This window comes from Streptomyces sp. NPDC007905 (assembly GCF_042959345.1).
Lineage (GTDB): Bacteria > Actinomycetota > Actinomycetes > Streptomycetales > Streptomycetaceae > Streptomyces.
In genome coordinates this window covers 32,745-46,539 of the sequence record NZ_JBIBKS010000026.1, presented here as the reverse complement: position 1 = coordinate 46,539, position 13,795 = coordinate 32,745, and the positions used below count along the sequence as shown (strand labels likewise).

Here is a 13,795-nt window from a genome sequence, read left to right as displayed (position 1 = left end):
CGGGCCCGAGATGAGTGCGAGAGGGCGCGCCACTCCGGCGCCCAGGGAGCTGGTCTCCCACTCCGGCGCCCAGAGAGCTGGTCTCCCGTCGATCAGGAGGCATGAGGGGCAAGCCCTGGCACACCTGGTACCAACTAGGTACCCTCGGGGCATGCCATCACTGAATGTGTCTTTCTCCGACGAGGAGATGGAGGGCGTCCGTGCCGCCGCCGCCGCAGAGGGCAAGAGCCTGAAGCAGTACCTGCACGACCTCGGCGTACGCGAGATGCACCGCAAGCGATTCGTCGCCGGCGCCGTCGCATGGGCCGACAGGCTGCGTAGCGAGTTCGACGACGCGTTCCCCGACGAGGTTCCCCCCTCGCAGCGTGGCGACGGAGCTGCGGCAGCCTGATGAATCTGCACATCGACGTCTCGTGGCTCCTCGACGTCCAGGAGGCGGCCCTGGGGCACGAGGACGTGACGGTGACGGACTACTCGGCGCTGGTCGCGGCGGTCGCGCGGCACAAGACCAAGTTGCCGACTCTCGAGACGGCCGATCCGGATGCCGCCTGGCGCGCAGCCGCCCTGTTGCACACGATCGTGCGACTTGAGCCCCTTCCACACCGGAACAGTCTCTTCGCTGCTTTTGTCGCCGCCCAGTACATGGACGAGTCCGGGGAAGGCATCGATCCGCCCTACGGGGCGCTGTCCGATCTTGTGCGCAAGGTCCGGGACACCCGCCTGAGTGTCTATGCCGTCGCCGAGGCACTGCGTTCCTGGAAGCTCTGAAGCCGGCGCCGCGGTGAGCCGGGCCGACCCTGGGCTGCCAGGTGTCGTGTGCGGACGTGCGTGACGGGCGGGCCGTGGCGAAAGCGCCGGGTGGCCGCCGGGCGCGCCGCTGGGCTTCGTGGAGGGCGGTCAGACGGCAGCACGGCGCAGCACGTTCGTCAGGGACTCCCCGTTGGTGGTGATGCGGGCGAAGTGGATGAGGTTGTCGAGGCTGTCCGCGGGATCGGTGGCCGCCAGGTAAAAACAGTCCCGGCGACGATCTGCGTGCGGCGGACGTGGAGGGCGGCCCCACGCTCGACGCCCTGCGCCGGAAGCCGGAGTCGAGTGCAGCCGCCACCGCTGCAGCTCCCACGGAGGAGTCGGAGGCCCGAGGAGTCGGCACATCTCCTCCCAGCGCTCATCCGACCAGAGAGGGGCCTGGAAAAGTGGTGTTGAACCCACTCATGATCTCTCACAGCCTCTTGCTGCCGACGGTGGTCGACCTTGGTCAACTGGTAGGCCGTCAAAGGCACGCCACGGTGTGGATATTCGGCCTCCATCTCAGTGACGGTAGGCGCAACGGAGGGCACCAGTCTGCGACGAGTCCTCAGAAGTCCACCCGTTCGGATGGCGCACTGGGTATCTGTCGCCGAAGGACCCACCGGGAGCATGCGGCTTCTTCCGCGACCGCACCGCTCACCCCGGCCGCCTACGCCGCCCGCGAGGCCACGACCGTCTCCCCTCCTCTGCTTGGTTGACGATCTCGGTGGTTTCCGGCTGGGTCTCAGCTGACGGCTTCGATGGTGACGTCGGCCGTGCCGTCGTACTTCTCGAGGGCATCGGCGGTTTCAGAGCCCGATCGACTACGAACACGACTACAGGGCCAGCCTCGGTGAGGGGCTGGCCGCATAGGAAGGTCTCCACGATTCGAGGGGATTGGCAGGTCTCCGCGGGACTGGCGGAGTAGGAATCGCGTGGTCACGCGCTCAGGGGGTAACGGATCTACCAGGAGATCCCGGAAGGGCCGTCGGCTGGAAGGGCTGCCACGTGGAACGCGCCGACTGGCTGCTCACCCCCACTCAGCGGGGGAATCCCGCGTCGCGGGTGGACCGCCGTCATGCCGACGGTGCGGCGTGGTCCACGGGCAACGACGTCCGCCCCCTGGTACACGGGGCGGTGTACTTCGCCGAGCTGCTCGCGGCCGTGCGGGCGCAGCGGGCCGGCGACATATTGATGTTCACGGACTGGCGGGGTGACCCTGACGAGCTGCTGGATGGTCCGAAGAGCGCTATCGGCCATGTGTTGTGCGACGCCGCACGCCGGGGTGTCGTCGTGAAGGGGCTGGTGTGGCGCTCGCACCTGGATCGGTTCCAGTTCAGCGAACAGGAGAACTATCACCTGGGGGAGGAGATCGAGGAGGCGGGAGGGGAGTGCTTGCTCGACATGCGGGTGCGGCCGGGTGGCTCGCACCATCAAAAGTTCGTGGTGCTGCGCCACCCGGGTCGACCCGAGCGGGACGTCGCCTTCGTCGGCGGGATCGATCTGTGCCACAGCCGTCGGGACGACGCCGCCCATCAAGGTGACCCGCAGGCGCAACGCATCGCCGATGCCTACGGATCCCGTCCGCCCTGGCATGACATCCAGCTGGCGGTGCGCGGGCCCGCCGTGGGCGATATCGAGGCCACGTTCCGTGAGCGGTGGACGGACCCGGCTCCGCTCAGTCGTAGCCCGCGCAGCCGGCTGCGGGCGGCACTCCGGGGCGAGGACACCCAGGCGGATCCGCTCCCGGTACAGCAACCCGACCCGGGCCCCCGCGGTTCCCACACGGTCCAGATCCTGCGCACCTACCCGAACCGCCTCAGGGGCTATCCGTTCGCTCCCGACGGTGAACGCAGCATCGCCCGCGCTTACATGAAGTCCCTGCGGAGGGCACGCCGACTGATCTACCTAGAGGACCAGTACTTGTGGTCAGAGAGTGCCGTCCAGCCGTTCGCTCAGGCTCTCGCAGATCATCCGGGCCTGCGGATGATCGCCGTCCTGCCACCACTGCCGGACCAAGAAGGGCGGATCAGCACACCGATGAATCTGCTGGGCCGGATCCGCGCCCTGGAAGTCCTGCGACGGGCCGGCGGTGACCGGGTGGCCGTCTACAGCCTGGAGAATCACGCCGGGACGCCCGTGTACGTCCATGCCAAGGTCTGTGTCATCGACGATGTCTGGGCCTCGGTCGGTTCCGCCAACGTCAACCGACGCTCCTGGACCCACGATTCGGAACTCAGCTGCGCTGTCCTCGACGAGACCCGTGACCCCCGTGAACCGATGGACCCCGGCGGCCTGGGTGACGGCGCCCGCGTCTTCGCGCGCGAGCTGCGGTTGTCGTTGAATCTCGAACACCTTGACCGCGATGGGGACGGGGAAGCGGCTGCGCTCTGCGACCCGGGCCGCGCCTTTGCGGCCTACGCCGACTCGGCCGCCGCTCTGGACGCGTGGCACGACGGCGGCCGTCACGGTCCACGACCGTCGGGACGGCTGCGCACCTATCACACGCCGCTTCTGTCCCGCATCACACGGGCCCTGACCGACCCGCTCTACCGGGTCGTCGCCGATCCCGACGGCCGACCGCGCTCCCTGCGTCGGCAGGGTGCCTACTGACAGTGTCCCGGAGGTGGACCAGGCAGGACAGCCGGGCATACCCCAGTCCGGAACTCCTGGCGGGGGAATGGCGACTGTCCGACTGGCAGCCGTGGCAGATGATGGTCCTCCGCACCGAGAGCTGAAGCCGCGTCCCAGGATCCTGGTCGATGTCCAGCCCGGACGGGCCGGTGATGTAGCGGTCGTCGTACGGCGAGTACCACTGTCCGCTGGACAAGGCGCAGCGCGGCCCTGTTCGGGTGCGATGACCGCTTCGGCCTTCAGGACCTCGGCAGGGGTGTTGCAGCCGTCGCGGTCCGCGTCGATCCAGTGCTTGAACGTGGAGCGGTCGTAGCCCGGTCCTCCTCCCGCACCGGCAGCCGCGTGAGGGCGTCGCCTACGGGGAGGGTGACCGTCTCCCCCGGCGCGCGCACCTGCCGTGCGGCCATCACAGCACTGCGAACGGCCGGTGTGTGGGCGATGGCGGGGGCGAGGAGGGCGGCGACAGCGGCGGCCGGGGCCGCGGTACGGTGAAAACGCCGGCGAAGGAGCCGAAGATCGGGGCGCGGATGATCAATGCCCGGGTGGAGACCGTGCACGAGAAGCCGGCCTTCCGCCGTGCGTTCGTCAAACGCCGCTGCCTGCTTCCGGCGGACGGCTTCTACGAGTGGGTGCCGGGTAAGGACCCCGCCACCGGCAAGGCCCGCAAGCAGCCGTACTTCATCCACCCCGCGGACAATCAGGTGATGGCGCTCGCCGGCCTGTACGAGTACTGGCGTGACCCGGCCGTCACCCAGGACGACGACCCGGCCGCCTGGCTGATGACCTGCACCATCATCACCACCGAGGCCACCGACGCGGCCGGCCACGTGCATCCGCGCATGCCGCTGGCGCTCACCGAGGACCACTACGAGGCCTGGCTCGACCCCACGCCCCAAGACCCCGACGAACTGCGCGCGCTCCTCGACCAGCCCGCCGGCGGGCACCTCGATGCGCGCCCGGTCTCCACGGCCGTCAACAACGTCCGCAACAACGGCCCTCAATTCCTCGGCGCGATCAGCCTGTAACCGCAGTACGGAGAGGCCGACGACGGGCCGTCCCTCGGACGTCCGAGGGCGCAAGCGACTGAAGCGACCGTGACTGCGGCAACCGGCCGGACGCGGGCGGGGCCACCGTCAGCAGCATGGGCACCCGGCTCGCACCGACTATTAGTTGGTGGCAGACGGGCGCGCGCCGGAAGCAAGTCGGAGGAGGAGGGGAGGTCGCGGGCCGTCGGACGGCGATCAGCAACAGACCTGGTCGAACTGGTCGGCGCGGCGGCTCGCCCAGGACGGGTCAGGCAGCAGCGTGTGTGCCGGGCCAGTGGTCTCCATGGCCGAATCAAAAGCGCACCCAGGAGGGTGCGTCCATCATGCGTTCCTGCCGGTGAGACGACTGCGTTGCGCTGGTGCGCGACTACCCCCATGTGGTTATCTGGCTTCATGACCGTGCTCGTGACCCGCCGCCACGTTGACTACGGGCGTGTCACCACCACGTGTTGTTCTGCCGTGAGCTGAGTCCGCGCTCCGGCCTCCGACCAGTCTTTTCCCACCGCACAGGGCTGCCGCCGCCCGCATTCGGGCACAACTGACAGCCCTGTGGTTCTTTCGCGCCTTTCCGTTTCCCGCACCACGGGCATCTCCGCCTTCCGCACAAGGGAGCACCACCATGAGCCAGCCCATCGACTCTGTCACCGCCGGCCACATTTCTGAGGAACCGTCCGCCGGGCCCGACACCTCGGCCTGGTCGTTCGAGACCAAGCAGATCCATGCCGGGGCGGCGGCCGACCCGACGACCGGAGCCCGGGCGACGCCGATCTACCAGACGACGTCGTTCGTGTTCCGGGACACGCAGCACGCCGCCGATCTGTTCTCGCTGGCCGAACCGGGCAACATCTACACCCGCATCCACAATCCGACCCAGGACGTCTTCGAGCAGCGTATCGCCGCCCTGGAAGGCGGGGTCGCAGCCGTGGCGCTCTCCTCCGGGCAGGCGGCGCAGACCCTGGCGATCCTGACGCTCGCCAGCTCCGGCGACCACATCGTCTCCAGTACGTCGCTGTACGGCGGCACGTACAACCTGTTCCGGCACACGCTGCCGAAACTGGGCATCGAGGTGTCCTTCGTCGACAACCCGGACGACCTCGAGGCCTGGCGGGCGGCGATCGGGCCGAACACCAAGGCGCTGTTCGCGGAGACGCTGGGCAATCCGCGCGGCAACGTGCTCGACGTACGGGCGGTCGCGGACGTGGCGCACGCGGCCGGGCTGCCGCTGATCGTGGACAACACGGTCCCGACGCCCTATCTCCTGCGGCCCATCGAGCACGGCGCGGACATCGTCGTCCACTCGGCGACCAAGTTCCTGGGCGGGCACGGCACGGCCATCGCGGGTGTGGTCGTCGACGGCGGCACCTTCGACTTCGGGGCTCATGCCGAGCGGTTCCCGGACTTCACGGAGCCCGACCCCAGCTACCACGGGCTGCAGTACTGGCCGGCGCTCGGCCCGGGTGCCTTCGCCGTCAAGCTCCGGGTGCAGCTGCTGCGCGACCTCGGGCCGGCCCTCTCCCCGCACTCCGCGTTCCTGCTCCTGCAGGGCGTTGAGACACTCAGCCTCCGCATCGAACGGCATTCCGCCAACGCCCAGGCCCTGGCCGAATGGCTGGAACAGCGGGACGAGGTCGCCGCCGTCCACTATCCGGGGCTGGAGTCCAGCAAGTGGTACGAGGCGGGGCAGAAGTACCTGCCGAGCGGTGCCGGTGCCGTGGTCTCCTTCGAGCTGCGGGACGGTGTCGAGGCGGGCAAACGGTTCGTGGACGCCGTGGAGCTCTTCAGTCACCTCGCCAACATCGGTGATGTGCGCAGCCTCATCATCCACCCGGCGTCCACCACCCACAGCCAGCTCGACGAGGAGCAGTTGGCGGCCACCGGCACCTCCCCCGGCCTGGTGCGCCTGTCGGTCGGCATCGAGAACCTCGCCGACCTGAAGGCCGACCTGGAGGCAGGGTTCCGCGCGGCGAAGGGCGCGTCCTGAACACCGTACTGACGCCGTCCGAGGTCCCCCTCCCGCCGGCCTCCGGGGCCTGGCGGGAGGGGGACCCGCCCGGGCGTCGCCAGTGGTACGAGCGTGACAAACCGCTTCCCCTGGAGGCCGGCGGTGAACTTCCGGGCGTGAGGCTCGCGTTCGAGACATGGGGGCGGCTCGCTCCCGACCGTTCCAACGCGGTGCTGGTCCTGCACGCCCTGACCGGCGACAGCCACGTAGTCGGCCCCGCCGAACCCGGGCACCCCACCGCCGGCTGGTGGGACGGGCTCATCGGCCCCGGGCGCGCGCTCGACACGGGCCGCTGGTTCGTCGTGGCTCCGAACGTGCTCGGCGGCTGCCAGGGCAGCACCGGGCCGGCGTCCTTCACTCCGGATGGACGCCACTGGGGTGGTAGCTTCCCCTTCCTGACGCAACGTGACCAGGTGGCCGCCGAGGCGGGCCTGGCCGACGCACTGGGCATCGACCGCTGGGCACTGGTCGTCGGCGGGTCGATGGGCGGAATGCGGGCGCTGGAATGGGCCGTGTCGCATCCGGGACGGACGCGGGCGCTCCTGCTGCTCGCCACGGCGGCCGCGGCGAGCGCGGAGCAGATCGCCTGGGCGAACATCCAGCTCCATGCCATCCGCAGCGACCCGCACTGGCGCGGCGGCGACTACCACGACGCCGGCCCCGGACTCGGCCCGCATGCGGGACTCGGCCTGGCCCGTCGCCTCGCCCACGTCACCTACCGCAGCGAACGGGAGCTCCAGGTCCGCTTCGGCCGCACGCCGCAGGGCACGGAGGATCCCTGGAACGGCGGCCGGTACCAGGTGGAGTCCTACCTCGACCACCACGCCGCCAAGCTCGTGCGCCGCTTCGACGCGGGCAGCTACGTCGCGCTTGCAGAGGCCATGAACAGTCACGACATCGGTCGCAGCCGAGGCGGTACGCGCGCCGCCCTGAGCCGTGTGACGGCCAGGACCCTCGTCGCAGGCGTCGACTCGGACCGCCTCTATCCGCTGTCCCAGCAAGCGGAGTTGGCGGCCGGGATACTCACAGCGGATCACGTCCGGGTGGTCGAATCCCCATACGGTCACGACGGCTTCCTCATCGAAGTGGAGCAAGTCGCCGCACTCGTACGCGAACTCGTCGGCTAGACCGCGCGGGGTGGCGCGTGGGCTCGCCCTCCGGCCCTCGCCGTCGGCGGTGACGCTGCGCGTCGAATCAAGTGGGCGCGTTCCACCCGCACCAGAACGTCTCACCACACGAGAAGGCCCGCCGACCCCGCCCGCGCGACCAGGACCCGGGGCCGGTCTCGCACGCGGCGAGCAGCGCCGGACCGCCTCGACGACGGCGCCGGTGAGGAAGAGGTCGGCGCCGCGCCGGGCGCTCGCGCTGAGCCGTACCGGAGCGACCGCGGACAGGCCGCCGACCAGGGTCAGCCTTCGGGGTGTTGGCCGCCGGATACGGCGAGCAGCGCGGCGCCCAGTCCGGCGCGGGCCGCGTCGAGGACACCCGCGAGACAGCCGCCTCGACGACGGGGCCGGGGTGCGGTCGGCGGCCAGTGCGGTGAGGGTGCGGCGGCGGATGGCGCAGGGGTCATTGATGGCGACCAGGGGCAGCGGAGCGGGGGCGGCGGGCGGATTCCAGCCGGGGCGGCGTACAGCCGGGCCGAGCGGTCGATCCGCACCCGGACCTCGGCTCCCGGACGCCCTTCCTGTACGGCCTCGGTGAGCACCGGGACGATCTGGTTGGCACATCGAGCGGGTCGCCGATCAGTTCTCCGCTGCGCTCGGCGGACGTGTCGGGCTGGAGGCAGCGGCTTGAGCGATCCCGAGCGTCCGGGAAAACCCGTAACACGCTGGGGCAATGGGCCTCGATCCCGAATATTGAGATAGTCCCGTCCATCATGTGAATGCCCTCTTGGGATGGTTGCCGCCTTCTGCCACGATCCCTAGCAGCCAGGTAGGAAAACTAGGGATCAGGGGGGTGGCGGTGGGAGCGCTCAGCTGCGCAGACCGGGTGCTGCCCGTGCTGACCTCGCGTCGTCACATCGACTTCGGCCGTACGTCCAGTTCCATCTGTCGGCCGGAATGAGACCCCAGCACGCCATTCCACATCTCCTTGATCACCCCTCCTTCCCTGAGAGGACACCTCCGTGTCTGCCGCAAGACCGCTCACCGCCCTGCGCACCCTCGCCGTCATAGCTACGCTTCCACTCCTGCTCACCGCATGCGGCTACGGCTCCAACTCCACCGACGACGACAAGCAGACCGCGCCCGCGGCAGGCGCCAAGAAGCTCTCCGCCGACGAAGTGAAGATCGGCTACTTCCCCAACCTCACGCACGCCACCGCTCTGGTCGGCGTCCAGGAGGGCCTGTTCCAGAAGGAACTCGGCGGCACCACGATCAAGCCGTCGACCTTCAACGCCGGCCCCTCCGAGATCGAGGCGCTGAACGCCGGGTCCATCGACATCGGGTGGATCGGCCCCTCCCCCGCCATCAACGGCTACACCAAGTCGGGCGGCAAGAACCTGCGCATCATCGGTGGTTCCGCCTCCGGCGGTGTGAAGCTCGTCGTCAACCCGAAGAAGATCAAGTCCCTGAAGGACGTCCAGGGCAAGAAGATCGCCACGCCTCAGCTCGGCAACACCCAGGACGTCGCGTTCCTCAACTGGATCGCGGACCAGGGCTGGAAGGTCGACGCCCAGAGCGGCAAGGGCGACGTCTCCGTCGTCCGCACCGACAACAAGATCACCCCGGACGCCTACAAGTCGGGCTCCGTCGACGGCGCCTGGGTGCCGGAGCCGACCGCGTCGAAGCTGGTCGCCGAGGGCGGCAAGGTGCTGCTCGACGAGTCGACACTGTGGCCCGACAAGAAGTTCGTGATCACGAACATCATCGTGTCGCAGAAGTTCCTCAAGGAGCACCCCGACGTCGTCGAGGCCGTACTGCGCGGCTCGGTGAAGACGAACGAATGGATCAACGCCAACCCGGAGAAGGCGAAGGCCTCCGCCAACACGGCGCTGGAGAAGCTGTCGGGCAAGGCGTTGCCCGCCAACGTCATCGACCCGGCCTGGAAGTCGATCGCCTTCCTCGACGACCCGCTGGCCTCGACCCTCAACACCGAGGCGGAGCACGCGGTGAAGGCCGGCCTGCTGGAGAACCCCACCCTGAAGGGCATCTACGACCTCGCACCGCTCAACAAGGTCCTCAAGGCCGAGGGCAAGAACGGGGTCGACGACGCCGGACTCGGCACCGAGTAACGACGACCGGACCTGACGAGTTCCCAGGAGGTGACGACCATGGCCACCACGATCACCAAGGATGCCGAGGACGCCACGGCGGTGACGCACGCCGCCCGTATCGAGCACGTCTCGAAGTCCTTCCCCGCCCCGGGCACGCCCGGCGGACAGCAGCTCGTGCTGGACGACATCACGCTTGATGTCGCACCGGGCGAGTTCGTCACCCTCCTGGGAGCCTCGGGCTGCGGCAAGTCCACCCTGCTCAACCTGGTCGCGGGACTGGACCTGCCGTCTGCCGGCTCCATCGACACGGACGGCCGGCCCGCCCTGATGTTCCAGGAGCACGCCCTGTTCCCGTGGCTGACCGCGGGCAAGAACATCGAACTCGCCCTGAAGCTGCGGGGGATAGCCAAGCCGGAGCGCCGGCAGGAAGCGGAACGGCTGCTGGAACTCGTACGGCTGCAAGGCGCGTACCGCAAGCGGGTGCACGAACTGTCCGGCGGCATGCGGCAGCGCGTCGCGCTGGCCCGGGCGCTGGCCCAGAACAGCCGACTGCTGCTGATGGACGAGCCGTTCGCCGCGCTGGACGCGATCACCCGGGACGTTCTGCACGAGGAACTGACCCGTATCTGGCAGGAGACGGGACTGTCGGTGCTGTTCGTGACGCACAACGTGCGCGAGGCGGTGAAGCTGGCGCAGCGCGTCATCCTGCTCTCCTCCCGCCCGGGGCGGATCGCCCGGGAGTGGACGGTCGGCATTCCACAGCCACGCCGCATTGAGGACAGCGCGGTCGCCGAACTGTCTGTCGAGATCACCGAAGCACTGCGTGGGGAGATCCGCCGCCATGGCCAGCACTGACACCGGCGCCGACACCGAGAAGGACGGCTCCACGGCAGTCGAGGACCCCCAGACGCCGAGTGATCTCGCGGGAGTGGAGGCCGGGCTCGACGCCCTGGACTCCGTGCAGGCCGGTCCTGCGCCGCTGCGCGAGACCCTGGTAGGCAAGGTCCTGCCCCCCGTCATCGCCGTGGCACTGGTGCTGGTCGTCTGGCAACTGCTGGTGTGGGCGAACGTCGCCCCCGGCTACAAGCTGCCCGCGCCCTCCGACGTGTGGGGCGAGGTGCGCGATGCCTGGGTCCAGGGCACTCTGCTCGGCTACATCTGGACCAGCGTCTCGCGCGGTCTGCTCGGCTTCCTGCTGGCGCTCGCCATCGGTACGCCGCTCGGCCTGCTGGTCGCCCGGGTGGCGTTCGTCCGGGCGGCCATCGGCCCCATCCTGTCCGGCCTGCAGTCGCTGCCGTCGGTGGCCTGGGTGCCGCCTGCGGTGATCTGGCTGGGCCTGAACGACTCGATGATGTACGCCGTGATCCTGCTCGGCGCGGTCCCGTCCATCGCCAACGGCCTCGTCGCGGGCATCGACCAGATCCCGCCGCTGTTCCTACGGGCCGGCCGGACGATGGGCGCGACCGGCCTGCGCGGCACGCGGCACATCGTGCTGCCGGGGGCACTTCCCGGCTATCTGGCGGGACTCAAGCAGGGCTGGGCGTTCTCCTGGCGGTCTCTGATGGCCGCCGAGATCATCGCCTCCTCGCCCGATCTGGGTGTCGGCCTGGGCCAGTTGCTGGAGAACGGGCGCAACAACTCCAGCATGTCGCAGGTGTTCCTGGCCATCTTCCTGATCCTGCTCGTCGGCATCGCCATCGACCTGCTGATCTTCAGCCCGCTGGAGCGGTGGGTGCTGCGCAGCCGCGGCCTGCTGGTCACCCGCTGAGCGAACGGATCCCGACCGACACGGAGTGTGCGCCCGACCCGCGGCATCTCGGTCACGCCGAGATCAGCCTCGAGGCGGTGAACGCCGACGCCCACTCCCCCGCCGTACTGCAGGCACCGCGCGGCGCGGCCGTCATGATGCTGGAACGTCCCACCGCGACGACGGACTCGGACGCGGACGTCAGGGCCTATGCGGCGCGGGCGCTGCGACCGCGACGTGCCGTGCGGCCAAGAGGCGTCCCGTGTTCTGCGGGACGTACCGTGCCACGTTCGTGCCGGGCGTGATCCCCGCCTCGTCGGCCGGCCTCGTGTGGATACCGGCGAAGACCCGGGCGTCGAAAGCAGCGCTGGAGTGTCCGGTGGTGGCTACTCGGCCGGTGCTCGTCCAGGCTGCCGCCGACGGCGGCGAGGACCTCCGCACCGGGCAAGATACCGATGCCCGGGATGCGCAGGACGATGCCGGCGAGCCCGAGCTCGCGAGAAACCGGGTCTCGAGGAGCTTGTCCGTCGCGGAGTTCTGCTCGTTTCGTTCACCGGACGGCGGTCAGGGATTCGTCCAGGCCTCGGGGTCCTCCGCGAGGCTCAGGACCTCGTCGGGCAGCTTGGCCGCGGCGACGTGGGCCAGGGTGACCTCGCCGAGGATCTTGCGGACGTTGGCGCGTACGGCGATCCACAGCGGCAGCAGCGACTCCGCGGGACCGCAGTAGGAGAGCTCGGGTGGGCGCACTCCCCGCACCGAGACCAGGGGGCCGTCCGCGACGCGGATGACGTCGGCGATGGCGATCGTCTCCGCCGGGCGGGCGAGCCGGTAGCCGCCCTTGCCGCCCCGCTGGCTGACCACAAGACCGCCCCGGCGCAGGTCGCCGAGGATGCCCTCCAGGAATTTGTGCGGGATGCCCTGCGCCGCGGCGATCGCCTCGGCCTTGAGCGAGGCCTCGCCCCCTGCTGCGGCCAGCTCCAGTGCCGCCCGCACCGCATAGTCCGCCCGCGCCGAGATCCGCATGCCGCGATTATCCATCACTGTCGTGTCCGCCCGCGCGCCGGTCGCCCTCCCGGTCAGGCTGGAAGGGCGAAGGGTGGGTGCGCGCCGTTGAGGAAGTAGTCGCCCACCTCGCGCAGTGTGTGGGCGACCGGCTCGCGCAGGGTGTGTGTCCGGGCGTTACGCCAGAAGCGGTCGAAGCCGTGCCGCGCGGAGGCGGCCTCGGCGCCGATGACGTCCAGGGCACGGGTGGTGATCTCCTGCGCGGCCCGGGAGGCGGCAGAATCGGCCACGCTCGCCAGGACGGAGATCTCCGCGCACTCCTCGTCGTCGAGTTCCTCGCCCTGTACGAGGCCGCGCACCACGGCATCCACCGCCTGCTCGGCGAGGGCGGACGCGGCACGTGCGACGACGGTGAGCTCGCCGTACACGGTCAGCGCGTACGGATCTTGCGGCGGGTTGTCCGGCCAGGGCTGAGGCGAGAAGGGCTGCCAGGGGGGCCTCATGACCCTTCCGTACTCGCGAATCTCGGCCAGCAGGCCCTCTGCCACGCCAAGACAGAACTGGACGGAGACCAGACGCGCGGTCGGCGCGGCCAGAGAGGCGAAGGGTGACAGGACGCCCTCGTCCGGCGAGAGGGAGCCGAGCACGTCGTCGGCCGCCACCGGCACGGAATCGAACTCAACGCCCCCACCGGCCGCCAGCCGCTGGCCGAAGGCGTCCTCGCTGCTGCCGCTCACGACGCCCGAGCGGGCGGGGTCGACCAGGACGGCCAGCGGCTCACCGGTGCCGTACTTGGCGGCTCGAACCACCAGCCTGTCGGCGATCCCGACTCCGGTGGCATACCTCTGATAGCCGTTGAGCAGATAGCCGCCCGACGTGGGGGTCAGGACGAGTGGTGGTTCATGTGAGGCGATACCGCCTCCCCAGCACCACTGCCCCGCCGTCGACTCCCGCTCGATACGGGCAGCAAGGGTGCGGTCGGCGAAGAACCGGGCGCTGCAGGACAGGAAGTAGTGGTTGCCCAGCAGGTGACCGATGGCACCGTCGGCCGCGGCGACGGTCCGGATGACCGCGTAAGCCGTGCGCCAGTCCCCACCGCCTCCCCCGAGTTCGGCCGGTGCCGGCAGTGTCAGCAGTCCCGACTCGCGCAACCGCGCCACCTCGTCGAGCGGTGCCTTGCCGGCCTGTTCACGCTCGACCGCGTCCGTGGCCAGGTCGTCCGCCGTCTCCCGGGCTATGTGCAGCCAGTCGACCTGCCGGGCTCCCGCGTCGGTCACCTCGTCCGCCGTCACCGTCATATCCTCACCCGCTTCATGCGACTGCGGCTGTCGCTACAGCTCAGTGCTGTGGTCATGGCGTCT

General features: G+C 69.7%; 11 protein-coding genes and 1 pseudogene. 10 read left to right on the top strand and 2 right to left on the bottom strand.

All coding sequences use genetic code 11. The features are described from left to right. Nucleotides 1-151 precede the first annotated feature (151 nt). The 10 genes and pseudogenes from ACFZDC_RS34650 to ACFZDC_RS34605 form a co-directional block, all read left to right on the top strand. The gene (locus tag ACFZDC_RS34650) at nt 152-391 is read left to right on the top strand and encodes a hypothetical protein (RefSeq protein WP_358940499.1); all 240 of its coding nucleotides are present in this window, start codon (nt 152-154) and stop codon (nt 389-391) included. Then, complete coding sequence (locus ACFZDC_RS34645) at nt 391-768, top strand: toxin Doc (protein ID WP_391330082.1); 378 nt, start codon at nt 391-393, stop codon at nt 766-768. Before ACFZDC_RS34650 ends, ACFZDC_RS34645 begins: the two co-directional genes overlap by 1 nt. Nucleotides 769-1,794: 1,026 nt before the next feature. Further along, entirely contained in the window at nt 1,795-3,399 is a 1,605-nt protein-coding gene (locus ACFZDC_RS34640) for a phospholipase D-like domain-containing protein (protein ID WP_391330080.1), read from the top strand. A 452-nt stretch (nt 3,400-3,851) separates the two neighbouring features. Beyond that, nucleotides 3,852-4,445, top strand: coding sequence for an SOS response-associated peptidase family protein (locus ACFZDC_RS34635; RefSeq protein WP_391330078.1), 594 nt, complete (start codon nt 3,852-3,854; stop codon nt 4,443-4,445). 640 nt (nt 4,446-5,085) lie between these two features. After that, nucleotides 5,086-6,447, top strand: a complete 1,362-nt coding sequence (locus ACFZDC_RS34630; protein WP_391330076.1) for a bifunctional o-acetylhomoserine/o-acetylserine sulfhydrylase — start codon at nt 5,086-5,088, stop codon at nt 6,445-6,447. Then, nucleotides 6,444-7,595 (top strand): homoserine O-acetyltransferase, encoded by a 1,152-nt coding sequence (locus ACFZDC_RS34625; protein WP_391330182.1) that lies wholly within the window; start codon nt 6,444-6,446, stop codon nt 7,593-7,595. The genes ACFZDC_RS34630 and ACFZDC_RS34625 overlap by 4 nt, the downstream gene beginning before the upstream one ends. 1,001 nt (nt 7,596-8,596) lie before the next feature. Next, the gene (locus ACFZDC_RS34620; RefSeq protein WP_391330074.1) at nt 8,597-9,703 is read left to right on the top strand and encodes an aliphatic sulfonate ABC transporter substrate-binding protein; all 1,107 of its coding nucleotides are present in this window, start codon (nt 8,597-8,599) and stop codon (nt 9,701-9,703) included. A 39-nt stretch (nt 9,704-9,742) separates the two neighbouring features. Beyond that, the gene (locus tag ACFZDC_RS34615) at nt 9,743-10,540 is read left to right on the top strand and encodes an ATP-binding cassette domain-containing protein (RefSeq protein ID WP_391330072.1); all 798 of its coding nucleotides are present in this window, start codon (nt 9,743-9,745) and stop codon (nt 10,538-10,540) included. Beyond that, nucleotides 10,527-11,453, top strand: coding sequence for an ABC transporter permease subunit (locus tag ACFZDC_RS34610; RefSeq protein WP_391330070.1), 927 nt, complete (start codon nt 10,527-10,529; stop codon nt 11,451-11,453). Before ACFZDC_RS34615 ends, ACFZDC_RS34610 begins: the two co-directional genes overlap by 14 nt. A 47-nt stretch (nt 11,454-11,500) precedes the next feature. Continuing rightward, a pseudogene (locus ACFZDC_RS34605) lies at nt 11,501-11,620 on the top strand (GntR family transcriptional regulator); the annotation flags it as partial. 376 nt (nt 11,621-11,996) lie between these two features. Here the strand turns inward: ACFZDC_RS34605 and ACFZDC_RS34600 are convergent. Both ACFZDC_RS34600 and ACFZDC_RS34595 read right to left on the bottom strand, forming a co-directional pair. Then, a complete protein-coding gene (locus ACFZDC_RS34600) occupies nt 11,997-12,455 on the bottom strand; it encodes an Rrf2 family transcriptional regulator (protein ID WP_391330068.1) in 459 nt (152 codons plus the stop codon). Between the two features lie 53 nt (nt 12,456-12,508). Beyond that, nucleotides 12,509-13,732, bottom strand: coding sequence for an acyl-CoA dehydrogenase family protein (locus ACFZDC_RS34595; RefSeq protein ID WP_391330066.1), 1,224 nt, complete (start codon nt 13,730-13,732; stop codon nt 12,509-12,511). Between the last annotated feature and the right edge of the window lie 63 nt (nt 13,733-13,795).